Origin of the sequence: Chitinophaga sp. 30R24 (genome assembly GCF_049056765.1) — a bacterium.
In the GTDB taxonomy this organism is placed as follows: domain Bacteria; phylum Bacteroidota; class Bacteroidia; order Chitinophagales; family Chitinophagaceae; genus Chitinophaga.
The window spans coordinates 272,112-297,356 of record NZ_JBJGXX010000003.1 but is presented as its reverse complement, the minus strand read 5'-3'; the positions used below and the strand labels follow the sequence as shown (position 1 = coordinate 297,356).

Here is a 25,245-nt window from a genome sequence, read left to right as displayed (position 1 = left end):
AACACAATTTATCTCCGGAGACTATGCATCTCTTCATGGGTAATTTCAAAAAATAATTTTATCTGCTCCATTATTGCAGTGGTAATAACATCATTATTCTTTCTGAAGTTAGACAAGTATACATCACAGGTACACAAGCCATATTCCGGCCAGGTATGTATAGATATATGCGATTCCGTTAGACAGTGCACTGCAGTATATCCGCCGTCGGGAAAATCATGAACACAGTTGCCTACTTCCGTAAGCCCATGTATAGCAATCTGCGATTGTATAAACGTTTTCCATTGACCGCTGACATGCAAAAGATCCTTTCGTTGGCTGTACAAAGTGGTCAGCAAATGTAAGCCTGGGTGATATTCCATATAAGTATTTAACATCTCGGGCAACAAAGTAAATAAAGAATCCCGCTTTAAAAAATTTTGTCCATTATTACCGAATTGTTAATCCCTGAATTTATATAGTTAAAATCGAAAGCTTATGCAACCTGTGAACAGACGGCGCATAACATCGCTGTTTAAATTTCACCATAAACCACACATATCATGAAAAATGTAGCTACCAATTATGCCATGCTGCTTGCACTCATGGCCGCTACTGCTTTTACCTCCTGCAAAAAGGATGGCGCTACCCCAACTAACGGCATCAACCCCGTAAATGGCAACCAACGAGCTGCTGTAAACGCCCAACAAACATCTTCCCCTTCCTATGCTGACCTGGCGTTGCGTTGGGCTCCTGTACACTACCAGGATGTAGATGTGACCGGTACTTATAGCATCAGCGGTAAGTCGGATTACATTACCAATGTAAACTTCGACAACGACTGGATCGCTACTAACAATTGGAACAACCTGGCTAACAGTGCTTACCCCGCCTATGCACATGGTTACTATTCCGTTGTGGAAACCCGTACCCATTGGTTCATCACCTATGGATTTTACCATGGCCGCGACTGGACCGACAACCCGTTGGCTTACTACCTCGATCAGCATGAAAACGACATGGAAGGCGCCATGTTCATTATTAAGAAGGACGCCAACCTGTATGGTACCTTGCTGGGCATTGTAACAGTAGTACACAGCGACTTCTATTCTTACGTACCAGACGGCAGCCCATTGCAGGGCAACGAAGAAAGTGTAGACGGCACCCTGAAATTCCTGACCTGGTCGAATTACCCACACCCAGTAACTGCACAATCAGCTAAAGGGCATGATCTGAAAGCATGGCCTTACAACGACATCGTAGGTGATGGTATCATCTACTGGCCATCGCTCACCACTGCAGGCTTACCTACCAGCGCCGACGACAGAAATGTACAGTATAAACTGGTAGACATTTTCAGCAACGGTGGTATGTGGGATCAACGCTTTAACACCGATTTCTTCTATGATGCTGGCGGTGGAATCAAGAGCAGCTATGGTAGTGGTAACGCTAATGCACCTTGGGCATGGGATGATCATGATGACAAACCAGGATCTGGTGAAATTGCTACCGACCCCGCTAACCTGACCCAACATTATTTCAAAAATCTCGGTGATTTTGACCTGAACTACATCAACAATAAGTACAAAGGCATTCAATAAGCACCTGAACCAAACAGGGGTGTATCAGACTTTTGATACACCCCTGTTTGATGCGTTACCCTTACCAAAATATCTATCAGTTCCGCCATTATATCCCGCTAACAATTGCCAGCAGAGCGAGCTGTCACATACTTACCATCAGCTTCCCCTTTATTATTTTTAAGATCAAACCATCTATTTAATTTAGAATTGCTCCAATTCCTTTTAAATCTATTTTCATTGCTTCACCATGCAGCTTATTTATGGTATCTTCTCACTAAGCTATTTCAGGCACTCAATTTAATATAGTCATGCCCGGAGAAATGAACCTGCAAAAACTGACCAGATCAATGCAACTTATCCTGAATGAAGGAGAATATGTTTTTACTTCGCATCTTGTCTACAATTACTGTAATATTTCACTAAGATTCTGATAATATCCGTCAAATTCTGAATATTAGTCTATTTAGTATCCACTCTGCATTTTCTTATCTATTTTTACCGGAAACAGATCTAAACCCTAAAGTATTTTACCTAATTAACTCAACCTCTTTTTAAATCGAAATGATTTATAGATTAATTAAAAACCTTGGCGTAGCAGTTTTCTTCCTATGCTTGATAAATGCCTGTAGCTCCCCAAGTATAAAGTATACATCGGCAAACTTGTCTACAGTATTCGCTGAAGCAAAGAAAAATAACAAGAAAGTATTTCTATTGATTTCAGATGAAAAATGTGGAAAATGTAATTCATTCGTTAATTTTTTAAATACACAAAAAAGCACTGTTGCTATACTGCAGGATCAATATATTGCCTGTAAGATAGATATGAGTAATCCTCAGCAAAAAGAAGCAGGACAAATACTGAAATGCCCGTCTTTTCCATTTCCTTATTTTTTTGATGCAGATGGTAATCTCGAAGCATTTGGTTTTCCCAACAGCCCTAAATACGATATTCGTGATCTCTCTAAAATATTTATAGAGGAAGACCGCTTCCATGAATTATTCCTTTTACCCATTAGCATACCTGTTTATAAAAAGATGGTATCTGCGGCTTTAAAATCATACCTGCTTTTAAATAATGCCTCGTCCGGCAAGGATGATATAGAAAAAGGATATGCCATAGCCAAGCAGTCTATGTCTTTCGGTGTTTATCCATATAATTTGTATTTAGGATACCGATTCACTGCCAAGTTAGGATTAGATAGTGCCAATACAGCTTATATAGCGCAAATAAAAGACAATTATACGCTTAATGACAGCTATCTATATATGTCCCTGTTTGACAAATATGGAATAGATCACCAGGCCAATACCGGGAAGCATAGTGCGCAGGATCTTATTTTCAACCCGGATACGATAGCTGGCGCGAAAGTTAAATTTAAGAATGACTACTTTTTCAGCTACGAATTTATCAATCAGGGAACCGACCCGATTACAATTAGGAAAGCAGAACACGCTTGTTCCTGTGTACAATTAAATTGGCCACGATATCCTGTTAAACCAAATGAAAAAGGAAAAATTACAGGCGTGTTTCATGCAACTGAAAAAGGCACTTTTAGCAAAGATATTTATGTGCACAGTAATTCGAAGTATGAGCCAATGAGAATATTATCGCTACAGGGTGAGGTTTATGAATAAATTAACATTTTTTGATAATCAATCATTTCAATTAGCTGTTCCTACTGCACCTCTTTGGGGCCAATGTGGAGGCATAGGTTGGACTGGACCTACCACCTGCGAAAGTGGTGCTGTATGTACTTATATCAATGATTTCTACTCCCAATGTCAGCCAAAGCGATAAACTGCTCAAAGTAGGCTGTTCAAACAGACAGCCTGCTTTTCATATAATTTTTTGCAAAATCACTTCTTTTCTTCTATAAAGCGTTAATATATTTTGTCTCCAGTGTTATGCTCCCCCAATAAATCTACTTCCCCCTTTCTTTGTACTAGTTAAGAAGAATAAAGCATTAACCGCTATTTCAATAAAGACACATTTGTATTCAGAATAAGCTCCGTTAGTTTCTTTACAGGTACCGTAAATGGAAGTAAATGCTGATCCGACAAGCAGATTACTTTTTTCTTTTTATCAATACTGGTAATAAAATTGATATTTACCAGAAAAGATTGACTAATTCTTATAAAAGATCCTTCCTGTATTTCTTTTTCAACTTTTGAAAGGGTTTTTACCAGCAAGTAATTTCTTCCATCCGATAAATAAACATGAGAATAATAATTATCTGATTTGAAGAATAAAATTGAAGTATGGGATACTATATAAATCATGTTTTGATCAGGTACCAAAATTTTTCCAGGCAACATTCGTACTGAATTTTTAATTGGTAAACTATCTATATTCATAGTTAAGTAGTTAGATGATAGCGGTTAAATAGTATTATATGCAGCTGCCGTCTTGGTTAATAATATTGCCGGAAGTGATGCAACATGAATATTAATTCCATATTTGTTTGTTATTTTTAAACTGGAAAAAATGCACTGATTCATTTTTATTGGATGTCTCTATTTTATAAAGCGTGTTGTAAGGCATTTGCCGTATCTCCAGAAAATTATCTCCGGCTTTTATGATATTATTTTTCATCCACTTATGTTTTTGGGTATGCCAATAAAAACAGGTATATGTACTATCTGGCATAATATTTTTCCATTGGTTACATTCAGTCACTTTCATCAATGGAATAAGTTCATGATCCTGGGAAATAGCGATCACCTTTCCTTGCCCATCAAAAAGAAAAGGAGAACCTATAAGTTGAATGGATTTGTTTTCATAATAGGCCAGATGATATATAATATCATGACCCATCTGGGAAAATATCACCTCTTTACCTTTCCGCAGTCCTATATCAACAATGCGCCAGGCACCCAGATCATAAGTGGTGATATACATCTTTTTACCACAAGCATCACTACTGTCGGGGCTAGGTACGATCAAATCGGAGGTAGACGTTCTTTCACAAGTAACATCGATATAACCTGGCAGATTAAGCACCAAGGGAATATCATCCATTGACCCTCGCTCCTGCGAGAGTGTAAAAACCGGATTGAATCCACCATCCTTTGCTATAGCTTTCCTCCATACCTTAGGTACCCTGGCATAGTAAATCTGCTGGTACCGGTTAAATAACTGAAAAACTTCACTGGAAGGATATTTAAATACAAAAAAAGCACTTTCTCCCTTCCCTCTTATACAGGGGATCACTTCCATACTGCTGGCAATCCCTACAGCTCTCAAGGCATTTAGTTTAATTACGGCAAGATCTTCTGCATCTGTTAATGCGGCCTGTTTTTTTATACTGTCCAGCGAACTACTTTGCCAAACAATGTTTTGAATCGTAAATTTGTTTTTCCAGCCTATAATCTCTCCATCTACATAACTAACAATATCTCTAAGGGAATCCATATTGGCGTGAGGTATCTGCCGAATAAAAGCATTGTATTTATCATGGAAAAATTGTTTCCATTCACTCAATGGTTCCGTAGAAGCCCGATATGGCAAAACATAACGGCAAAAATCATCGAGTGATAATTTGACCGTCCAGGGATAGTTTTTCCGTGTATAATAAGAGAGCTCAAGGTTCCTGATAAAATAATCAGCTGTCATTACATCTCTATCCCATATAGTATCCATTTTAATAACCGATAGCGGAATATCAGCTGGTGGCTCCGGCAATAATATACGCCGATCACTTATAGGCGTATTAAGCGTTAATGCATACCCCTCATTTACTTGTTCCAATAGTTGTACCGCTAATATGCTCTTTTCCGGATCGGCAATTTTTTTACTGTACCTGATCATTTCTGCTATTTCCTTATTGGTGGCGGCCAACGTGTATAATGCCGGAGGCACCTTCATATTATCGCGGGTAATCCTTCCGCATCCATACAGCAGGGCACTTAGTGCCAGGATATAAATAATATGATTAGCATTCATTATTTTCTGTTTCACCACCATATCTGATTACCTTTATCGTTTAGCGTAAATGGTCTGACAGGAGATATAGACTCCTCCGACGGGAGTAGCCGGTATAACTTTCCGGAAAATAAACCACTATCAATATCCAACCATTTTTCACCGCCTGTATAACTCCCAATTGTTTCCCATAATTGCTTTTGCTCATTCCATTGGCTAAGTATGTATAATTCTCCTTTAACAATATTTATGTTTCTATCATATTGACGAATCGCTATGGTCTCTTTTACCATAGATGGATGATTGAGATAATGTACTATTCCAAGCGTATCCAGTGTAAATGGCGCCTGGTGAAGCGTATATACACCATCATGTATGGTCAAAAGATGGTACAGTATTTTTCTACCCATGTTTTTAAATATAAGCAGATGCTCTTTCTCTTTCCGGGATGTCCATGCCACTGGCTTCCATTCCCCATCATTATAAATACATAAATAATACACGTTACAGGTAGTATCTGGTGCTTTTAGCACTATATCTGATACTGGCGTTCTTTCTTCAGTAATATCAACGCGATGGTTATCATCAAAATAAACAGGGACATCAGACGCCTGCTCACCCATCTCTATAATTTTCTGAAATTGATTAACCTGTTTTGAGAAAGTGGTGCGATACATTTTGGCTATCTGATATTTAAAATGGTCTTCATCACTGGTACAGGGATAGTATTTTCCATTTTCATGCAGCAATGCCGGTTCTACATGCCATCCGTTAAATTTCGCAAATATTGGAATAAACTCATAAGCAGTAGGAATACCTAAAGACCTGGCAATAAAAATTTTTAATACCGCACGGTCAACACAACTCCAGGCATACTTTATGTTTATAATCATTTTCATATCCAGAGTTGCTGCTGGGGCAATCGCGTTGGTAGGAGAAGGTGTAAACCAACCCTCTGTTTCGTTATTAATATAAGTGATAAATCTTTTTACTGTAAGCGAATCACCAAAATTGGCCTTTAGCAATGGTAAATAATGGTTCCTGAAATAAGACTGCCAGTCCATTAAATTTTCCGTTCCTATACGATAGGGCAGTACAAATTCGCAAAAATCATTAAACCTTATTGGCACTTTAACCGGACATATCTTCTTAGATTCCATTGCATTGTTAACGTATGCTTCCAACCTTTCAAGGTCCACCTGCACATTATCGCTAATGGTATCCTGCTTTAACGTAACACCCATACTGTCCATTAATTGATAATCCAACTTCGGCCCCGCATAAGAGGCAAGGAAAATCGTTTGATCTTTATGTTGCATATCTTCCCAACGATAGGTGATCGTGTGGTGATCTGTTATATTCTCCAACAGGAAGGTTGCTGCCTGTTGCTTTAATATATCGTCTTTGTAATACTGCTTTAGTACTTCTTTTGTAACAGGAGTATTTTGTTTGCAACCAACTGTACCCAGACAGCTAATCAAAAACAAGAGCGTGGTAATATTATTACTCATAAAAGGCTTGGGATTGTTCAAATATCCGGTTGGCAACCATGTAACGGCAACACTTGATCAACTCATTAGCTACAGTCCGGTCTTATTTATTCTTACAAATGAAAAATAAATGGTTATACTTCTAAAAAAAACAATTTAGCAAATGGTTATACAGTAAATTTATTACTTCTTCTGAAACGAAAATCAAAACATCCATCCTCCTCGTAAGATCTACGCTCTTTACAATATTGGATACCGGCTCCAAGGGATTTTAAAATATCAAGGTACTCGTAAACAGTTCTTTTACTAATACCTAATCTATTAGAGAGATTTTGAGGAGTACCAATGCCTTTAATCCGTATGAGGCTATCTATTTTTTCCAATCTATTGAAATAATGTTTGGGCATAACCTATTTTAAATTTTGGTTGGGAATTACTGGATCAGACTTATTACAAAATAAACATTATAGATGAAATAAATCACAATAAATCACAACAACTATTCTAGTGCCCAATTGTTAACAAACAGGAAAACAATGAGAGGAAAAATTATCACGTCAGTATAATTTTTTGGGGGTCATTTTTAATAAAGTCTACTTCATAGGAGGGAACCTTAACAGGCATATGAAGAATAACAGTAGCCACCTCTTTTGCCTTAGTAAGATTGCCTTGTTTTATATATAAGTTAATAAGTCGAATTTTACGCTAAAACGATTAGGGATATAGCAATTTAACCATTCTAAATTTTCAATCGCTTTAACTAAATTTCCATCTTTGGGGAGTGTAAAATAAACTTTGTCAAAATAACTTATGCATTATTAAACTGATCTCATTATTAAACGATATTTTTCTGGTACTGTTGAAAAGCGTAACAGATTCTGAAAAAAACATCGTTTGATAATGAGATTTAGTTTCAGTCGATCACCAAATCTAATAGATAATTGAGATACCGTCAAACTCCAGTTGTGGAGCGGTTGTGTCCATTTTTCCTGGATGTTCTGAGTTGCCAGGTAGATTAACTTTAGCAATGCCATATCCGATGTAAAAGCACCTTTAGTTTTAGTGACTTTGCAGATTTGCCGGTGGAAGCCTTCAATGGTATTTGCTGTGTAGATTAATCTTCGTATGGCCTCAGAATAATCAAAATAAGTACTAAGCTTCGACCAGTTGCGTTGCCAGGAATCAATAACAATAGGATACTTTTTACCCCATTTATCATCAAGAGTCGCCAGCTTGTCACCAGCTTCCTCTCTGGTAATAGCCTGATAAACGGGTTTAAGATCAGCCATAAAAGCCTTTTGATCTTTACTGGCTACATATTTTAAAGAGTTACGAATCTGATGAACTACACAACTTTGGACTTCTGTTTTGGGATAAATACTGGAAATCGCCTCTGCCAAGCCTTTTAGGTTATCGATACAAGCTATCAATATATCAGACACGCCCCTTTGTTGTAAGTAAAGTTCAATTGTAAATTCTTATGGATATTTTTTTGTAAAAATCAAGAAATAAATAATGGCCGGTTACTATTATTTCATCCCTCTTCTGTTAAACTATCAACAGAGAATTACAGTTAATCCTGAATGCTACCATCTCTTGTTTCAATATCAGCCTTGGCTTGATAAAAAGAAAACATTGCAGTAACGCCTGCAACAATAAATAATGCAATTTTTTCTTCATTGTTTTTTTAGACGTGTAAAACTCTTTTTCAGTGGCAAATTAACACTCCATCCTTGCCCGGAAGTTAACATCCACCTGTCCGACGAAAAAGTGATCCCATCTACTCTTATAGTATCTATCCACTTGGCCTCTGCTAAAAGGCCAGTTAACCATCTCTATCAAAAGGGCAATAGCATAATAACGCTGCTAGGCTACACAAAGTACAACTTTATCATTTACAATACCAGCCTTTTACTCTTCCAACGGCCTTTCTGGTACCAGTATAAAGCAATCATAGCAGTGAACACGTTCGATAAGGGAGAGGCCATCCATACGCCCAGGTATCCAAAATGAAATAACCGCGACAAGACCAACGCAGCGGGAAATTGAATGACCCATCCGTTGATGATACTCAACAACATACTCTTAACCGTATCTCCGGCGCCTTTAAATATACCACCCAGTACTTGTTGCAATCCTAAAAAACCAAAGAACAAAGCGCCAACATGTATATACGCTACTGCTTCCTGCATTACGTATTCATTTCCTTTTACAAAAAAGCCAACCACAATGGGGGCAAATATGTAACACAGGATACCTATTCCCGAGAGGAATATAAAAGTGATCATCAATGCCAACCTGGATATTTTTTCTGCCCGCTCCGGAAGGTTAGCGCCAATACTCTGCCCTACCAGTGTAGAACTGGCCATAGACATGCCCATTGCCGGGATCACTATTAAGGTCAGCAGTCTTACCCCTATGCCATATACCGCCAATATAGCAGTACCATATCCGGTAACCAATAAAACCATTACGTTTAATCCCAACGACCTTACAGACAGCTCCACAGAGGAGGGTAAACCCAACTTGAATGCCTTGCGGATCAGCGGCCAGTCGGGCGCCAGCTCTCGCCATTTAAGTTTGATTCCTTGTTTCCCATCCAGGAGCAAGTATACGCCAGCAATAGCAGACAATAACTGTGTAATCAGGGTTGCTATAGCAGCTCCTGCTACGCCGTGCGCCGCTATAGGCCCCCAGCCATAGATAAATAATGGATCTAACAAAAAATTCAATACCACTGTGATTACATTAATCACCAACGGCACGCTTACTTTCCCTACGCCTCTCATTACTGATTGGAATAAGATGAAAATAAAAGTAAGCGGAATCCCTAATAACGTAATCCTTAAAAACAACAGGGCATCCGGAAAAATAGTGGCACTTACACCTAAAAGAGAGAGAATAGGCGCAGATAAACAGCAGGAAACCACTGTGAGCAACAAGGAAACCAATACGATCATCGTAAAAGTTTGGGTGGTCACATGGTCTACCATTTGCCGTTTCCCTGCTCCCACATTTTGGGCTACTAATATAGAACCCGCCACGGCAAAGCCGGAGCCCAATGAAAGAAATAAAAAGTTGACCGGAAAATTTACAGCCACCGCCGCTACTGCATTGGCTCCTAACCGACCCACCCAGTAAGCATCTGTAAGTTGATATCCAGTTTGCAGAAGCTGTACGCCCATGGTAGGAAGAGCCAGTTTTAACAAGGCACGTAATATAGTTTTATCGGAAAACATAAAATTCAGCTATTTCTTATAACCTGCAAATATCTGCCTCACGCAATAAGTACAACAGTGGAAGGATAAGGAGCCGGACATAAAGCGGTTTAAAGCAGGCAACGCTGGCTGCCACCAACAGAAACGTACTGTACGCATCCCACTGCTTTATATGATGCTACATTCTCAAAATATTTTTTCATTTTTATACCAAATGGTATATTTTTGCGGTATCAAATCACGGGAAATGAGCAAAGCAGAAAAAACTAAACTGTTTATCGTGGAAATGACTGCTCCGGTATTTAATGAGAAAGGTTATTCCGGCACTTCTCTGACAGATATAACCAATGCAACCGGTTTAACCAAAGGCAGTATCTATGGCAACTTCGCCAATAAAGATGAAGTAGCCCTGGCTGCTTTCGATTATAACCTGAAAAAGGTGACTCATATCATCCAACAGGAAATGGATAAGAAAGACACTTACCGGGACAAGCTGCTGGTATATGTGCATGTATATGAGAATTTCCTTAAACACCCTTTCCCCGCTGGAGGCTGCCCGATGCTGAATACAGCTACCGAAGCAGACGACACCCATCCGGCCCTTAAAAAAAGAGCAGCTGACGCTGTAATGGCTTGGAAAGACCGGATTATCGCTATCATAGAAAAAGGCATTCTTAACGGCGAATTCAGCAAAAAAACAAACGCTGAACAAATCGCCCTTACTATGATTGCCACCATTGAAGGCTGCATCATGATTGCCAAACTAACCGGCAAAATGCATTACCGGAATGCTATCATGCAGTCTGTCGAAAAATTAATCAATACACTCTAAGGAACTATTTTTTCTTCACAAATATACCAATCGGTATAAAATAAATATCATGAAAACATCCAACAATACCATATTGATCACTGGCGGCAGCGCAGGCATCGGACTGGAACTAGCCAGGATATTATCCCAACAAGGCAACCGGGTAATTATCACCGGCAGGGATAAAGAAAGGCTGGAACAGGCAGCCGCCGCTATTCCTGGTATCAACGCCATCGCTTGCGATGTAACAAAAGACAAAGACGTTACCAACCTGATACAGATCCTGGAAAGGGATTTCCCAACGCTGAACATACTCATCAACAACGCCGGAAAGGCATATGCCTACCGGTTAACAGACAAAGCCCAGGCCTTTGAAAAAGCAGCAGATGAAATGCTGACTAACTACCTGTCTGTAATACATCTGACGGAAAGGTTGCTGCCCCAATTAAACCAACAGCCGGAAGCTGCTATTGTAAATGTTTCCTCTGTGCTTGCCTTCGCCCCCTTTGCCGGCGCTCCTACCTATGCTGCCAGCAAGGCAGCCCTTCATTCCTACACCCAATCGCTAAGGCTAACGGTAGCGCCTATACATGTTTTTGAGTTGATGCCTCCCCTGGTAAATACCGCATTCTCCCAGGAAATTGGCGGCAGTAAAGGCATCCCACCGCAGCAGGTAGCCACGGAATTCCTCCTGGCACTGGAAAAAAATGAATACGAGATCCATGTAGGCGGCACAGCCCAACTCTATCAACTGATGCGCTCAGATTCCCCTGCTGCTGCCCTGCAGGCCATTAACAATGGCAGATAATTCTTTGGTGGCCTTATATTCCTGGCAACTCTACCACTACTGCTCATCGCTTCCAACAAAAAGAAAACAACAGGCCATGTAGTAGTAATGGATCACTAAGCCCTTGTTTTTGTATCCACAAAATAATACCTTACTTTTGCGTCGTCATGGTTTGTTCTACACCCTTGCCTTGGTGTGGAATGATTAAAAGGGAACATGGGTGTAAATCCCAGACAGTCCCGCTGCTGTAAGTCTCATACAATATGCTACGGCAATACATCTGGTCACTGTTCGCTATGAATGGGAAGGCCGCCGTAAGCAGAGATAAGTCAGAATACCTGCCATACCTTTCAATTTTTGAGCTTTCGTGGAATGAAGCTTAGGATTACTTTCAATCTGCGGTTTCCGCATTTTGGCACTTTCCTATTTTTAGTTGTCGGAAGCTGTTGATGTAATATTAACAGGTTAGAAAATATGCGTTTCCTTGAAACTACCTGTACACTGGCATACTTAATGCTGGCAATGATCACCTGTATGACCCGTTCTGCCACCGCACAACAGTCCGACAGTATCACCACCAAAGCACTTAAAGAAGTATCCGTGACAGCGCCCCGTACTGGCAAAGAAGTAAGCCCGGGACAAAAATTATCTGCCAAAGACCTGGAAAGGCTGAACAGCAATTCTGTAGCGGATGCTATCCGCTTCTTCGCTGGCGTGCAAATAAAAGATTATGGCGGCGTAGGCGGCCTTAAAACGGTGGATGTACGCAGCCTCGGCACCAATCAAACCGGCGTTTTCTACGATGGCATACAATTAGGCAATGCACAAAACGGACAGGTAGACCTGGGCAAGTTCTCACTCGATAACATGGAGGAAATTACCCTTTACAACGGTCAAAAAAGTAATATCTTCCAACCTGCCAAAGACTTTGCCTCAGCAGGAGCTATCTACCTCTCCACTATCAAACCAAGATTTACACCTGGAGAACAAACACACCTGAGAGGCACTATTAAAACCGGCTCCTTCGGCTTGTTCAACCCTTCCCTATTATGGCAGCAAAAAATTAATGATAAAGTATCCACTACTTTCAGCACCGAATGGACCAATGCCACCGGCAGATATAAGTTCCGTTACACCAAACTCGATAGCACCGGCAAGATCGCCAACGATACCACTGCCTGGCGCAAAAACGGAGACATTAACGCTATACGCATAGAAGGCGCTGTTAACGGCATTATGAATGGTGGTGAATGGAACACCAAAGTTTATTACTATACTTCCGAAAGGGGATTACCAGGGTTTATCGTAAACAACGTATTCGGCCACATCGACCGCCAATGGGACCGCAATTTCTTTGTGCAATCTGCTTTCCGTAAAGACATCGACAAACGCTATAGCCTGATGCTGAACGGAAAATACGCCTACGACTATACGCGTTACCTGGCACCCGATACAGCACAATTATATGTAGACAATCACTTTCATCAACGCGAAGCTTATATGTCTGTCGCCAATCAGTTTACGCTCACAGACTGGTGGACCCTGGGCCTTTCCGGCGACTTCCAGTGGAATAAATTGGAGGCAGACCTGGTCAACTTCTCCTACCCTACCCGTTATACCACGCTGGTAGCCGCCGCCACTTCCGTTTACTTCAAGCGATTCAGTGCAGAAGCAAGTATGCTGGCCACTATCCTGAATGAAAATGTGAAAAAGAATGCAGGCTTCGCCCCACAACGGAAATATACACCAGCTGCATACGTTTCCTGGCAACCTTTCCCCACACCCGATTTCAGGCTGAAGGGATTTTATAAAAGGATATTCCGCATGCCTACTTTCAATGATCTATATTATACTGATATTGGCAACACTTTCCTGAAACCCGAATTTGCCACGCAATACGATCTTGGGATTACCTGGACCAAAACCTTCACCGGTAGATGGTTACAGGAAACCGGCATTGAAGCAGATGCTTATTACAATGCCGTCACCAATAAAATAGTAGCTGTTCCCGGCCAAAGCATGTTCAAATGGAAGATGGAAAACCTGGGCTTTGTAAAGATCAAAGGAATAGATGCAAAAGCAAAAGCAGTATGGCTAATAAAGGCAGTAAGATTTACCAGCAAGCTAACCTATACGTTCCAACGCGCGCAGGATTTCACAGATCCTTCCGACAGCTACTACGGCGACCAGATCGTTTATATCCCGCGCCATAGTGGCTCGTTGATACTTGGCGCCGATTATAAACAGTGGGAAGCGAATTACAGTTTCATATATACTGGTGAGAGGTATAACGGTAAAGAGAACACGCCGGTTAATTACGTAGAACCCTGGTACACCAGTGATTTTTCCCTGGGTAAACGCTTTCATTATAAACATACCAACTTTCATGTTACAGCACAGGTGAATAACTTTTTTAATCAATACTACGAAGTAGTGCAAAGTTATCCGATGCCTGGCCGGAATTATAAATTGGTATTTATGATAAATATTTAACAGTGTAAGTATGATGAAACCATTAAAGATAATAGGAGCCTCCTTCCTGCTGGCGCTCTTGCTGATAACCGGTTGCAGGAAAGGAGATAAGATTGTGCCGCCGGTGGTTACCCCTGTGGATACTGCTAATCCGCATGCGCCCTACAATGGCATTTACCTGTTAAATGAAGGGAATATGGGCAGCAATAAAGCTTCGCTGGATTACTACGATTATACCACCGGCACCTACAGCAAAAATATTTATGGCACCTCCAATCCTACCGCCGTGAAAGACCTCGGCGATGTAGGCAACGATATACAGGTATATGGAACTAAACTATACGCCGTGATCAACGTATCCAACAAAGTAGAAGTAATGGAGGCAGCTACTACCAAACGTATCCAGCAGATCAACATCCTCAATTGCCGTTACATTACCTTCGCTAACGGTAAAGGCTATATTAGTTCTTACGCAGGCCCAGTAAAAATAGATCCTAAATCACCTATTGGCTTTGTAGCAGAAATAGATACTGCCACTTTACAAATTACACGCAAAGTAAATGTTGGCTATCAGCCGGAAGAAATGGCCGTAGTAGGCGATCGCCTGTACGTGGCCAATTCAGGGGGATACCGGGTGCCCAATTACGATAGTACAGTTTCGGTAATAGACCTGAACACATTTACCGAAATCAAAAAAATTAACGTGGCCATTAACCTCGACCGCCTGAAAGCCGATGATCACGGCAATATCTATGTTACTTCCCGGGGCGACTATTATAGCGTTCCATCCGACTTATACGTAATTGATACCAAAACAGACCAGGTTACCAGGAAGTTTGGCGTTGCCGCCAGCAATATTTGCATCTCTGGCGATACTGCCTACGTATATGGCTCACAGTTTAACTATACCACCAATACCTGGAAGATCTCTTACAACATGATCAATGTAAACACCCAAACGGTTTTAAATACCAACTTCATCACAGATGGCACAGAACGATCCATCAAAATGCCTTATGGCATTGCAGTAAATCCCGCCACCAAGGAAATATTTGTAACAGACGCCAGGGATTATGTATCCTCTGGTACCTTGTTCTGCTTTGACAAAACAGGTATAAAAAAATGGTCGGTTGCTACCGGAGAAATTCCGGCGCATATCGTTTTTGTTTCCGGCAATAAATAGTTCACACCTAAACACAGCATATGAAAAGCAGACATTTACTCTTTATGATGATGGGCATCGCTGCCATCGCTGGCAGTTGTTCTAAAAACGACAAAGAGCTACCGGTACCTGCTGGCAGCACAATCCAGATCACTGTACCAGACCAGGTAGCCACCGCAAATCTGAAATGGGTGAGGATCAATTCGCAAGTACAGGCCACCAATGCGCAATACCTGTGGACCTGGGGGAAAGATACCCTGTCTACCTCTCAAAACCTGCAATATGTATTTGATACTACCGGTACTTTCACCCTGCAGTTTACAGTAAAAACCAGTATCGATTTCAGTACAAAAAATATAACCGTTAAGGTAACCGACTCTTCTCTTAACTATGCCAACCACGTCACTAAAGTATTTGAATACTTCCCTGCACCCGGGCAGTTTATCAATACTATGCCGGAATGGAACACCGGTTATTCCGACCAGCAAATGGCAGCAGGAGCATTAACAGCAGTGAGTAAAGAAGATATGGTTTCCCTGGGCGGCTTCGGCGGTTATATCGTGATGGGGTTTGACCATACCATCATCAACAAACCTGGCCAATATTCGTTCCTTGTATTGGGCAACGCCTTCCCTAATTCGGCCGAACCTGGTATTATCATGGTATCTTCCGACGTTAATGGCAATGGCTTACCAGACGACGAGTGGTACGAAATTACGGGCTCTGAGTACAATAGCGCTAAAACCATCAAAAACTACCAGATTACTTACTATAAACCGAATGAAGAAAAAACACAAACACAAGACCCTAATGATGTATTCCTGAACGATAACACGTATATACGCTGGGAAGACAATCAGGGAAAATCCGGCTACCTGTCACGGAATGTATTCCATTCGCAACCTTACTATCCACAGTGGAAAGGCGAGAGCATTACCTTTACCGGCAACCAGCTCTCCAACGACCAGATCGTAAACACTTCTACCGATCCGGACAGCCCTTACTGGATATTGCCTGCTTTCTCCTGGGGGTATGTAGATAATAAGTCTAACGACGACAACGACGCTAAAACCAAACTGGATTGGGCGGTAGACAAAAACGGGAAGCCTGTAAAACTGAAAGGAATTGATTTTATTAAGGTATACAGCGCTATCCGTGCAGAAGCCGGATGGTTAGGAGAAACCTCTACAGAAGTAGCAGGCGTGAGGGACTTACGCTTGAAATAAGCTGACTTTATGTTAGGGCTGACCTAAAAGTGCTGGTCAGCCCTATTTTCAGGTACAAGATGAAATCCTGTCAACTATCAAATAAAGTTATCATAGTCAACATTCTGAAAGGCTGTTTCGTTTTCTTACAATGACAGGTTTGTATGAAGATAGAATTTTGGGGTATTAAAATATACTACAATGACAGCAACAAACATTCTCATTACTGGCGCTACCGGCAATATAGGTGCTGAACTGGCCCAACAATTGGCAGCCCAAGGCATTCCATTCCGGGCCATGGTACGTAAGTCAGATAGCAAATCCAATTCCCTGGCAGCGCTGCCCGGAGCAGAAATTGTAACTGCCGACTTCACAGATCCTCACAGTATTACCCGCGCATTAAAAGGCATCGAAAAAGCGTTTCTGCTCACCAATTCCTCCGAACAAGCTGAAGAGCTCCAGACAAATTTTGTGGACACAGCCATAGCGGCAGGCGTACAGCATATCGTAAAGCTCTCCCAACTACATGCTGCGGCGGGTTCTCCGGTACGCTTCCTGCGCTACCACGCTGCCGTAGAAGAAAAGATCCGCCTGTCCGGTCTTCAATACACCTTCCTGCGCCCTAATCTCTTCATGCAAGGCTTACTTGGCTTCCGCGATCCTATCGTTAAACTAAATAAGTTCTTTGCTGCTGTAGGCGATGCCGCCATAAGCATAGTAGACATCCGCGACATTGCTACCGTAGCTGCCATATCCCTCACCGCCCCTGGTCACACCGGCCAGATCTACGATATTACAGGCCCGGAAGCCCTCACCCATCCCCAAATGGCCGCCTATCTCAGTAAAGCGCTGAACCGCAGTATCACCTATATAGATGTTTCCCCGGAAGAAATGCGACAAGCTCTCCTCCAGGTAGGATTTCCTCAATGGCAAGCCGACGGGCTCATAGAAGATTATGCCCACTACGCCCGTGGAGAAGCTGCCGCCGTGTCTACTGCCATACAGGACGTTACTGGTAAAGCTCCCCGCGATTTCCAGCACTTTGCGAAAGATTACGCCTCTCTTTTCATGTAATTCTCTGAATTTTGTAATAGTCTTGATACAGGAGACAGATATTGGGAGTAGCCAACAACGGCGCCGGCTTACACTTGTAATAGCTCCAGTATCTTCTCCTGTTCAATGATCATTATACCATGCCGGTCGCTGGAAATGCCTTCCGTAAGCGTATAGGTATAGCGTGGTACAGTACCTTGCATTACTGTAGGTAAATAGGCAAACTGCAGATGACTATATTCCCGCTGTAAGGCTTCTCCTACTTCAATGATATGTGTGGAAATAATAAAAAAGCAATGCCGGTAAGCGGAAAAAGCAGCGGTAACAGATAACGTAGCATCGTAAGCATCTTTTACATTAGTGCCTTTAAATAATTCGTCGAATATAACCACCAGGTTTTTCCCCTGGCTGACTGCCTGGGCGATTGTTTTTACACGCAGTACCTCCGCATAGAAATGGCTATAACCCATGTTCAGGTTATCCGGTACATTAATAGACGAATACAATCCATCTTTTACAGAAAAAATCATCTCTTCCGCTGCTACCGGAAATCCCATGTGAGCCAGGTATACGGCAATACCGAATGATTTCATGAAAGTAGACTTTCCCGCCATATTAGCGCCAGTAAGAAAAAGCAAGTTGGATTCCTTACCAAGGAAAAGCTGGTTAGACACAGCTTTCTCCAACCCAGGGTGCCGCAACGCAGTAATATGCATCAGGTTTTCTTCCTTAGGCAGGGCCTTTGCATATGCAAAATTCCTGGCCCTGGCTACATCTGTCACGGCTATGTATACATCTATATGATAAATGGTTTCCAGGATCATCTGCATAGCCGAACGAAGTGTACCCCGCAAGAGATAATCGTACCTGGCTACTGCCATAACAGACAGGGATGGTATAGACTGCGTCGCTAACACCTGTTCCAGACGATGGTCTTTCAATAACATCTGAATAGCCTCCACCTGTTTTCCTAAGGGATGGTCTGCTGCTATTTCCAATTGGCGTAAAAAAGCCCGCAACGTACCCAACGCCACTATAGAAGCCCGTAACCCATTGTATATGGTATTGTATTGCTCATCCCTCAAAAGAACGTCCAAAGCTTTTTTACGCAATACACTTCCTATTCCCACCAGGTAATGAGGGTTTGCATCCATGCTCAAATAAGAGGCTACCTGCTGGAACGCTTCCCTGGAAAATGGAAATACCAGGGCCTTTTCCTGGAAATAGCGGAAAGTTCGGCTACGGCTGTTAATAGCTTCCGGCTCCGTTAAAGGATAACGGAACATTTCCTCTAATAATCTTTCTCCACCAGCAGTACAAACCTTATTGAACAGGCTATATATAGAATGGGATTTAAATTTGCCCAGTAAGTTCAGGTCATCTAACGTTTGCTTATCCGCCGTAAAACTCATGCGCTTATTATTTAGTGGTGTTTGCAATTCCTGATTTCAAGATCTCCAATATACCTTCCTGGTTAATAATGACCATGCCATGGCGATCATCGGTAATACCATTTTCTAACAGGTAGGTATATACAGGCGTATTTCCGTTCATGCGTGTAGGTAAGTATACAAAGCGCACATTACTGCAATGCTGCCGTAATGCTTCACCCGCTTCCATGATATGTGTGGAAACAACGAACAAACTATTACGTTTGTTGGCAAATGCGCGTGTAATGGCTACCGTAGCTTCGTAGGCATCTTTCACATTAGTTCCCCTGAAAAGCTCGTCAAAAAGAACAAAAAGACTTTTGCCCTGGCTAAGTTCGTTCGCGATCTTTTTTACCCGCAGTACCTCTGCATAAAAATGGCTGGCGCCCATACCCAGGTTATCCGGCAAGTTAATAGTGGTGTAAATGCCATCCAGCACAGAAAAAACCATATGCGCCGCAGGCACTGGAAACCCCATATGCGCCAGGTATAACGCAATACTCAGCGATTTCATAAAGGTAGACTTGCCCGCCATATTAGCGCCGGTAAGAAATATTACATTATTACCGGGTGTTATCTCTATTGTGTTAGCCACTGCCTGTTTTAACAGTGGGTGATATACACCTTCTAACTTCACCATATGTTGGTGGCGGGGCTGTGCTGCCGGAAAAGAAAATCCCCGCTCCAATGCCACCTTTGCTACAGCAAGGTATACATCTATATAATAAATATGGCGTAATAGCGCCTGCATTATTTTTCGGCACCTGAAGCGAAATAGTCCATCATATTCCACCATTACAGCATGCGGTGGTTTACCCTTATGCGTTGGCGTTAGTACCGGCACAAGATCGGGTGCTGATAAGAGTGCCCATATTGCCTCCTTGTCTGCCTGATAACCATGCCCCTCCGGTATGCTCAGTGAACCGATAAAATCACGCATACCATGTAACAGCTCCACTAAAGCATTGATCCCTTTATAAATAAAAACAGTATCGCCGTCCGAAGCAATCAGCTGGCTAATTTTTTTACCGATTGTATCGGGCGTATCCGTTAGCTGGCTACGCTCATCCACGTTGGCCAGGTAACTTTCGGCAGCATCCAAAAGAACCGGAGAAAATGGGAATACCGTACCGTTGGCAGCAAAATATTGAATAATGCCACTACGCCGGTTAATGGCTGCCTCATCTGATAACGGATACCGGAACATTTCTTCCAACAATACTGTTCCCCCTCGTGTATACGTATGATGAAAGATACCATATACGGAGTCTTCTTCCTGCCTGCCAAAAATACTCAGGTCTTCTAATGTTTGATTATCCGTTGTAAATAACATGCTGGTTACTTTCTTTTACGCCTGATCAATAAAATAATGGCAAAAACAGCCAGTATGCCTGGCAGCACCCATACCAACAGGATACGAAGCAAAGCAATGTTGTCGCTGCTGGTATTGATCCGGTCGTCTGCCCCTTGCGGACGCCTGGTATCAATTGGAAATTCGCCATTATTTAACCAACCGAATAATGCAGTGCTAAATAAAAAATTATCTGTACGTATATTATTGCCAACCCCTCCTCTATTCAATTCAACATTACTCATAAAATCGGCATCTCCTGATACAATGATCCGTTGCTCTTTTCCATTTCTCTTCCGGGTTAAACTTAACATCACAGGAATGGGGCCTCTATTGTCGCCATTGGCCGCAGAAAAAAATACCTCCCCGGAATCAGTTACCAGTTTATCCTTTCTGAGCCAGCTTTGTTGCCCATCGGTCATTAACAACGGCTGCACCTGAAAGCTACTGTCTGATGTATAGGTAAGCCCCGTGGCGCCGGGCATAGATATGCGGGAGCTATCCTGGAATGCTTTAGACAACGCAGATATATCATTTGTTGCTGCTGTACGAACAGGCAAAGCCAGGTCTGGTGCATACTCTTTACTTTGCTGCACAATAATACCATCCATTAATTGCACGCCCAGCTGTTGCAGCAACGGATTTATAACCCCTTGTTTTCCCGGTTCACCAGCTATCAATATATTGCCTCCCTGATCAATATACTTCCGCACCTTCAATAAGGTTGCCTCTTGCAGGTTTGTTTTAGGATCTGCGATAACCAATGTGGAAACATCTGCCGGTATATCTTGTGTATCAAGAGAAAGGCTATCTACATCAAATCCCTGGTTGATCAATGAAAAGCGGGAGCTTTTTATATTAGTAAGCCCCTGGTATTCCCGGTCGCCGGCTTTATAAACACTGCGTTCCAGATGGCCGTTCAGGTAAGCGATTTTAGGCAGCTTTGCCTGGAGCAGCCGCTTAAATGCAGCCGAAACCTCTGTCTCACCGGGCAGCATCATCATATCATCGAATACCCGCAGATAAGTGGTGTTGCCTTTGTATTTCAATAACATCACAAAACGATTCATTTCAGGTTTCAAATCAATGGTCCGGTGTATCTCTTCCGGTGTTTTAATCGTAGACATTTTCAGGTTTACACTTCTGGCTAGTCTTTCTGCAGATTCTTTAAGGGTTAGCACATGACCATCGCTCCCTGTTTGCATCATTGCCATTTGTAACCCGCCAAAGGCACTGTCGTAATAATTCACAAATTTAAAACTAATGTCTGGCTTGAACCTCACATAAGGTTCCCAGAATTCGTTCAACAACATATTACGCTTATCCGGCAAACCCAGGAAGTAGTAACTGCTCAATAAATTGTTGTACGTAATTATTTCCAGTGGCGCGTCCCCCAATTCTTTAATAACACGTTGGGCGTTCGGCGTTAATGTTCTTGCTTTATTGGCAGTACTATCATAATAACCTGTAAAACGCGGTAGTGAACTGATATAACCCACCAATAACGCAACAGCAATAACGGCGGTATACCTTACCAGGCTTACCATCGCGGGCTTCGATTCCCGGCCGGCCTTCAATTTGCAGATACTAAGCCCCAGAAAAATACCGGTAATGATCACAAAATACAATACATCTTTACTGGTGATCAGTCCCATGAGCATATGCTCTGTGCGCCCCGACAGCGAGAGAAAATAAGTAAGGTCCCTTACAAAATCAATTTGTTGCCACAGGGTACCAACGTAGCTCAGAAAACCGATCATCACAAAGGAACACACTGCTGCTACTACCTGATAAGAAGTAAGACAAGACATAAAAAGACCAATGGCTGAATAAGCGCATAAAAGCAGGTAAAACCCCAAAGCGCCAGACAGTAATATCCCCATGTCAACTGATTTGATATTAAACAGGGCGGCTACGAAAAAAATGCCCAGTATCCCGATCATCAGTAAACTGTAAACCATCATGGAAACATATTTTCCCAGTACCATCTCCCATACTTTCACTGGAGAAGAGTATAATAATTTAATAGTACCGCTGTTCGTTTCCCGGCTAATGAGCCCCATGGTAAGCAAGGGGATGTAGAAATATAATTTTTCCATTACACTGCTGAACACCCCGTTTCCACGGCCAAAGATCTGTAATGTAAAGTCTCTCATATTTACCATCCTCATTGCCAGCGAACCGCCTTCCTGTGATCTGGCAAGGGTATCCAGCCCATTAACATAGGTTAGCGCACATTGAACCAGGAATACAATCATTAAAAACCAGGCAATAGGCGAATAAAACAGCAACCGGAGCTCTGTTTTCGCAATTTTAAATACCGTCTTCATTTATCCGTTAATGTTATTGAAATGATTGATTGGAAAGTTGTTTGAAAGTTTCATTCAATGAGCTTTTATCCAGATTGATCTCCCGGAGGCGCCAACCGTTATATACGCTGGCTTCAATGAGCTTTTCAGCTATTTCCTGGTCACCATTGAAATATACCCTGGCCAGTCTCTCAGTAATAAACTCCGCTTTGGTAACTCCACCTATTGCCAGCAATGCCGTTGCTGACGGCGGATTTTCCATGTTCATCAGCAGGCTTTGCGGCGCTATATAGTTATTGAACGCATCCATGGTATCGGAGAATACGATCCGCCCACCTTCTATCATCTTGATCTCCTTGCAAAGCACCTGTACTTCAGATAGTATATGCGAAGAAAAGATCACTGCTTTATCTTTAGCAATATCCTTGATCAGCGATCTTACTTCTATGATCTGATTAGGATCAAGCCCATTGGTAGGCTCATCGAGCACCACCAACCGGGGTTTATGAACAATCGCCTGCGCAATGCCTACCCGTTGGCGATAACCGCCAGACAGATTCCGGATAAGTCTTTCACTAAAATGACCGATACCACAGCGCTCTTTCACTTCCTTTACCGCCAATCCGATCTTATCTTTTGGCATCTGCCTCAGTTCAGCACAATACTTCAAATATTCATCTACCGTCAGATCCATGTACAACGGCGCATGCTGCGGCAAAAATCCGATCTCTTGTTTAGCTAGCTCGGGATGCTCACGCATATCAATCCCGTTTATATATACTTTACCTTCCGTTTGGTTCAAAGTGCCACAAAGGATATTCATCGTAGTGGATTTACCAGCTCCATTGGAACCCAGCAAGCCCACAATACCAGTTTGATTGATCTCCATGTTAATATCACGGATCGCCCAGGAACTGGCATATTTATGCGACAAATGCTCCAGCTTTACAATACTGTTCATATGATATGTCTGTTTAAAAAAGAGTTATGGATTATTTTGCATTCCCGGATTAGCCTGGATAAAGGTGAGCGGTAGCTGCAATACCAATCGTTTGGATTGATCTAGCGTGTATACTGTAGTGCTGCCATCTGCATTATAAAATATATGCGTAAAGGTTAGCCCTGCGAAAATGGGGTCTACAGAAAGCCTGCGCATATCAAACCAACGGTAGCCTTCCATCGCAAACTCACGGGTTCGTTCATCAATAACAAATTTAACCAGGGCAGTTTGATCGCCTGCTATCGCCGGCGGCACTACTGCTGCCTCTACGGGCATGCGGTGCCTGCGCAAAGTTTCTATATCTGTTTTTGCACCGCCGAGGTCATTCAACCGGGCTTTGCACTCTGCGCTAAGCAAGTACAGTTCCGGAAGCTGCAATCCGAAGCGGGAATAGGTAACGTATTTCCTGAGCAATCCTTCGGGCTGGGCAACGCCGTCTGTTCCCGTAGAAGTATATAACTTCAAACGCAGGTCCTGTGCGTCGTAAAGCGCCGCCACTTGCGGAGCAAGCACCAGTCCCTTGGTGGGATAAGATGGATTAAAACTGGCATTATAAAATACCTTGGAAACAATGGCTTCTGTCATATCGTTGCGGTTGTTGCCAGGGCTATTAGGACCATTAACAGGATCTATTGGTAAAAAAGACCCTCCGGGCGCAAATTCGAGGTTATAATCATATAGCCTTATACCACCTGGCGCCAGGTCACTGAAAGCGGCATTTAACAAGGGTAAAGCATCATTATACCGTCCCATGAAGAGGTATACCTTGGCTAATAACCCTTCTGCAGCAGCTTTAGACATACGGGTGGGTGATACCTGCCTTATGGGTAATACCTTGATGGCCTCTGTAATGTCTCTGATAATAAAATCGTACATCCCTTGTACACTTCCCCTGTCAAACTTCACAGCATTTACATCTGCTTTATCTATTATCGGGAACCCAGGATCGGTAGCTGCCGTAGCGGATACGTAAGGCTTTGCATAGTAATTGATCAATTCAAAATTTATAAAGGCCCGCGTAGCCAGCGCTTCTCCACGAATACTTGATTTTTGCGCCGTTGTGCCTCCGGAAGAACCCATTACTTCATTAATGATCTTATTTAGCGCATATAGGTCGCCCATACTTAAGGTGAGGAACTGAGGAGAAAACTGCACCGGATCTCCCTGTTGGTAAATAATATCTTCCCACCGGAACAACCTGCCCGTAAGCACAGGCGGAGGATACCCCTGGTCAAAATATACAGATAAAGCAGCAGCTTCATCTCCCATGAGAACCGGTTCTTGCCATCCGCCATAAGTACCGTATCCTGGCAAATAGAACCTTACATCATTCATTAACTGATCGTAATCGTTTGTAGTAGTAGCAATCAGGTTGCCCAGCGGCACTATTTCCAGAAAACTTTTCCGGCAGGAAATCAATGAGGCGAAAAGAGCTATATAAATAAGTGGATATATTTTTTTCATCAGCCTGCT

Annotated in this window: 20 protein-coding genes, 1 pseudogene and 1 riboswitch; of the genes and pseudogenes, 9 read left to right on the top strand and 12 right to left on the bottom strand. The window is 42.3% G+C overall.

Going from position 1 to position 25,245, the window contains the following annotated elements; genetic code table 11:
* Positions 1–8: 8 nt before the first annotated feature.
* Complete coding sequence (locus ACDQ55_RS11445) at positions 9–362, bottom strand: S-adenosylmethionine decarboxylase family protein (RefSeq protein WP_420981526.1); 354 nt, start codon at positions 360–362, stop codon at positions 9–11.
* 180 nt (positions 363–542) lie between these two features.
* Between ACDQ55_RS11445 and ACDQ55_RS11440 the strand changes: the two genes are divergently transcribed.
* From ACDQ55_RS11440 to ACDQ55_RS11430, 3 genes are all read left to right on the top strand, one after another.
* Entirely contained in the window at positions 543–1,580 is a 1,038-nt protein-coding gene (locus ACDQ55_RS11440) for a hypothetical protein (RefSeq protein ID WP_420981525.1), read from the top strand.
* 290 nt (positions 1,581–1,870) lie between these two features.
* A complete protein-coding gene (locus tag ACDQ55_RS11435) occupies positions 1,871–1,993 on the top strand; it encodes an ACT domain-containing protein (protein WP_420981524.1) in 123 nt (40 codons plus the stop codon).
* Between the two features lie 229 nt (positions 1,994–2,222).
* The gene (locus ACDQ55_RS11430; protein WP_420981523.1) at positions 2,223–3,197 is read left to right on the top strand and encodes a DUF1573 domain-containing protein; all 975 of its coding nucleotides are present in this window, start codon (positions 2,223–2,225) and stop codon (positions 3,195–3,197) included.
* 336 nt (positions 3,198–3,533) lie between these two features.
* Here ACDQ55_RS11430 and ACDQ55_RS11425 read toward each other — a convergent pair whose 3' ends face one another.
* From ACDQ55_RS11425 to ACDQ55_RS11400, 6 genes and pseudogenes are all read right to left on the bottom strand, one after another.
* Positions 3,534–3,917: a LytR/AlgR family response regulator transcription factor gene (locus tag ACDQ55_RS11425; protein ID WP_420981522.1), complete on the bottom strand. Its 384-nt coding sequence runs from the start codon at positions 3,915–3,917 to the stop codon at positions 3,534–3,536.
* A 91-nt stretch (positions 3,918–4,008) separates the two neighbouring features.
* Positions 4,009–5,520, bottom strand: coding sequence for a hypothetical protein (locus ACDQ55_RS11420; RefSeq protein ID WP_420981521.1), 1,512 nt, complete (start codon positions 5,518–5,520; stop codon positions 4,009–4,011).
* Entirely contained in the window at positions 5,517–6,803 is a 1,287-nt protein-coding gene (locus tag ACDQ55_RS11415; RefSeq protein WP_420981520.1) for a hypothetical protein, read from the bottom strand. The genes ACDQ55_RS11420 and ACDQ55_RS11415 overlap by 4 nt, the downstream gene beginning before the upstream one ends.
* Positions 6,804–7,141: 338 nt before the next feature.
* On the bottom strand, positions 7,142–7,381 hold the full coding sequence (locus tag ACDQ55_RS11410; protein ID WP_420981519.1) for an HTH domain-containing protein: 240 nt from the start codon (positions 7,379–7,381) through the stop codon (positions 7,142–7,144).
* 507 nt (positions 7,382–7,888) lie between these two features.
* Positions 7,889–8,431: pseudogene (locus ACDQ55_RS11405) on the bottom strand (IS256 family transposase); the annotation flags it as partial.
* Positions 8,432–8,869: 438 nt separating this feature from the next.
* Positions 8,870–10,213 carry an MATE family efflux transporter gene (locus tag ACDQ55_RS11400; protein WP_420981518.1) on the bottom strand — a complete coding sequence of 448 codons (1,344 nt, stop codon included), beginning with the start codon at positions 10,211–10,213 and terminating at the stop codon, positions 8,870–8,872.
* 226 nt (positions 10,214–10,439) lie between these two features.
* Between ACDQ55_RS11400 and ACDQ55_RS11395 the strand changes: the two genes are divergently transcribed.
* From ACDQ55_RS11395 to ACDQ55_RS11370, 6 genes are all read left to right on the top strand, one after another.
* The gene (locus tag ACDQ55_RS11395) at positions 10,440–11,024 is read left to right on the top strand and encodes a TetR/AcrR family transcriptional regulator (protein ID WP_420981517.1); all 585 of its coding nucleotides are present in this window, start codon (positions 10,440–10,442) and stop codon (positions 11,022–11,024) included.
* 49 nt (positions 11,025–11,073) lie between these two features.
* Complete coding sequence (locus tag ACDQ55_RS11390) at positions 11,074–11,811, top strand: SDR family oxidoreductase (protein ID WP_420981516.1); 738 nt, start codon at positions 11,074–11,076, stop codon at positions 11,809–11,811.
* A gap of 130 nt (positions 11,812–11,941) precedes the next feature.
* A riboswitch (cobalamin riboswitch) is annotated at positions 11,942–12,151 on the top strand.
* Positions 12,152–12,264: 113 nt separating this feature from the next.
* Complete coding sequence (locus tag ACDQ55_RS11385; RefSeq protein ID WP_420981515.1) at positions 12,265–14,283, top strand: TonB-dependent receptor plug domain-containing protein; 2,019 nt, start codon at positions 12,265–12,267, stop codon at positions 14,281–14,283.
* 10 nt (positions 14,284–14,293) lie between these two features.
* The gene (locus ACDQ55_RS11380) at positions 14,294–15,445 is read left to right on the top strand and encodes a YncE family protein (protein ID WP_420981514.1); all 1,152 of its coding nucleotides are present in this window, start codon (positions 14,294–14,296) and stop codon (positions 15,443–15,445) included.
* 20 nt (positions 15,446–15,465) lie between these two features.
* The gene (locus tag ACDQ55_RS11375; protein WP_420981513.1) at positions 15,466–16,650 is read left to right on the top strand and encodes a PKD domain-containing protein; all 1,185 of its coding nucleotides are present in this window, start codon (positions 15,466–15,468) and stop codon (positions 16,648–16,650) included.
* Positions 16,651–16,830: 180 nt separating this feature from the next.
* Positions 16,831–17,703 (top strand): SDR family oxidoreductase, encoded by an 873-nt coding sequence (locus tag ACDQ55_RS11370; RefSeq protein ID WP_420981512.1) that lies wholly within the window; start codon positions 16,831–16,833, stop codon positions 17,701–17,703.
* 68 nt (positions 17,704–17,771) lie between these two features.
* On the opposite strand, the gene ACDQ55_RS11365 is transcribed toward ACDQ55_RS11370, so the two are convergent.
* From ACDQ55_RS11365 to ACDQ55_RS11345, 5 genes are read right to left on the bottom strand one after another with little or no spacing between them, the layout of a single operon-like run.
* The gene (locus tag ACDQ55_RS11365) at positions 17,772–19,094 is read right to left on the bottom strand and encodes a MutS-related protein (protein ID WP_420981511.1); all 1,323 of its coding nucleotides are present in this window, start codon (positions 19,092–19,094) and stop codon (positions 17,772–17,774) included.
* A 7-nt stretch (positions 19,095–19,101) separates the two neighbouring features.
* Complete coding sequence (locus ACDQ55_RS11360; RefSeq protein ID WP_420981510.1) at positions 19,102–20,445, bottom strand: MutS-related protein; 1,344 nt, start codon at positions 20,443–20,445, stop codon at positions 19,102–19,104.
* Between the two features lie 5 nt (positions 20,446–20,450).
* Positions 20,451–22,793: a Gldg family protein gene (locus tag ACDQ55_RS11355; RefSeq protein WP_420981509.1), complete on the bottom strand. Its 2,343-nt coding sequence runs from the start codon at positions 22,791–22,793 to the stop codon at positions 20,451–20,453.
* A 13-nt stretch (positions 22,794–22,806) separates the two neighbouring features.
* On the bottom strand, positions 22,807–23,733 hold the full coding sequence (locus ACDQ55_RS11350; RefSeq protein WP_420981508.1) for an ABC transporter ATP-binding protein: 927 nt from the start codon (positions 23,731–23,733) through the stop codon (positions 22,807–22,809).
* Between the two features lie 24 nt (positions 23,734–23,757).
* Positions 23,758–25,236 (bottom strand): RagB/SusD family nutrient uptake outer membrane protein, encoded by a 1,479-nt coding sequence (locus tag ACDQ55_RS11345; protein WP_420981507.1) that lies wholly within the window; start codon positions 25,234–25,236, stop codon positions 23,758–23,760.
* Positions 25,237–25,245 lie beyond the last annotated feature (9 nt).

What these genes read in the sequence shown, in the direction of transcription:
- ACDQ55_RS11445 (WP_420981526.1), bottom strand. Translation starts at nt 362, where the DNA reads ATGGAATATCACCCAGGCTTACATTTGCTGACCACTTTGTACAGCCAA.
- ACDQ55_RS11440 (WP_420981525.1), top strand. Translation starts at nt 543, where the DNA reads ATGAAAAATGTAGCTACCAATTATGCCATGCTGCTTGCACTCATGGCC.
- ACDQ55_RS11435 (WP_420981524.1), top strand. Translation starts at nt 1,871, where the DNA reads ATGCCCGGAGAAATGAACCTGCAAAAACTGACCAGATCAATGCAACTT.
- ACDQ55_RS11425 (WP_420981522.1), bottom strand. Translation starts at nt 3,917, where the DNA reads ATGAATATAGATAGTTTACCAATTAAAAATTCAGTACGAATGTTGCCT.
- ACDQ55_RS11415 (WP_420981520.1), bottom strand. Translation starts at nt 6,803, where the DNA reads ATGCAACATAAAGATCAAACGATTTTCCTTGCCTCTTATGCGGGGCCG.
- ACDQ55_RS11410 (WP_420981519.1), bottom strand. Translation starts at nt 7,381, where the DNA reads ATGCCCAAACATTATTTCAATAGATTGGAAAAAATAGATAGCCTCATA.
- ACDQ55_RS11400 (WP_420981518.1), bottom strand. Translation starts at nt 10,213, where the DNA reads ATGTTTTCCGATAAAACTATATTACGTGCCTTGTTAAAACTGGCTCTT.
- ACDQ55_RS11395 (WP_420981517.1), top strand. Translation starts at nt 10,440, where the DNA reads ATGAGCAAAGCAGAAAAAACTAAACTGTTTATCGTGGAAATGACTGCT.
- ACDQ55_RS11390 (WP_420981516.1), top strand. Translation starts at nt 11,074, where the DNA reads ATGAAAACATCCAACAATACCATATTGATCACTGGCGGCAGCGCAGGC.
- ACDQ55_RS11385 (WP_420981515.1), top strand. Translation starts at nt 12,265, where the DNA reads ATGCGTTTCCTTGAAACTACCTGTACACTGGCATACTTAATGCTGGCA.
- ACDQ55_RS11380 (WP_420981514.1), top strand. Translation starts at nt 14,294, where the DNA reads ATGATGAAACCATTAAAGATAATAGGAGCCTCCTTCCTGCTGGCGCTC.
- ACDQ55_RS11375 (WP_420981513.1), top strand. Translation starts at nt 15,466, where the DNA reads ATGAAAAGCAGACATTTACTCTTTATGATGATGGGCATCGCTGCCATC.
- ACDQ55_RS11370 (WP_420981512.1), top strand. Translation starts at nt 16,831, where the DNA reads ATGACAGCAACAAACATTCTCATTACTGGCGCTACCGGCAATATAGGT.
- ACDQ55_RS11365 (WP_420981511.1), bottom strand. Translation starts at nt 19,094, where the DNA reads ATGAGTTTTACGGCGGATAAGCAAACGTTAGATGACCTGAACTTACTG.
- ACDQ55_RS11360 (WP_420981510.1), bottom strand. Translation starts at nt 20,445, where the DNA reads ATGTTATTTACAACGGATAATCAAACATTAGAAGACCTGAGTATTTTT.
- ACDQ55_RS11355 (WP_420981509.1), bottom strand. Translation starts at nt 22,793, where the DNA reads ATGAAGACGGTATTTAAAATTGCGAAAACAGAGCTCCGGTTGCTGTTT.
- ACDQ55_RS11350 (WP_420981508.1), bottom strand. Translation starts at nt 23,733, where the DNA reads ATGAACAGTATTGTAAAGCTGGAGCATTTGTCGCATAAATATGCCAGT.
- ACDQ55_RS11345 (WP_420981507.1), bottom strand. Translation starts at nt 25,236, where the DNA reads ATGAAAAAAATATATCCACTTATTTATATAGCTCTTTTCGCCTCATTG.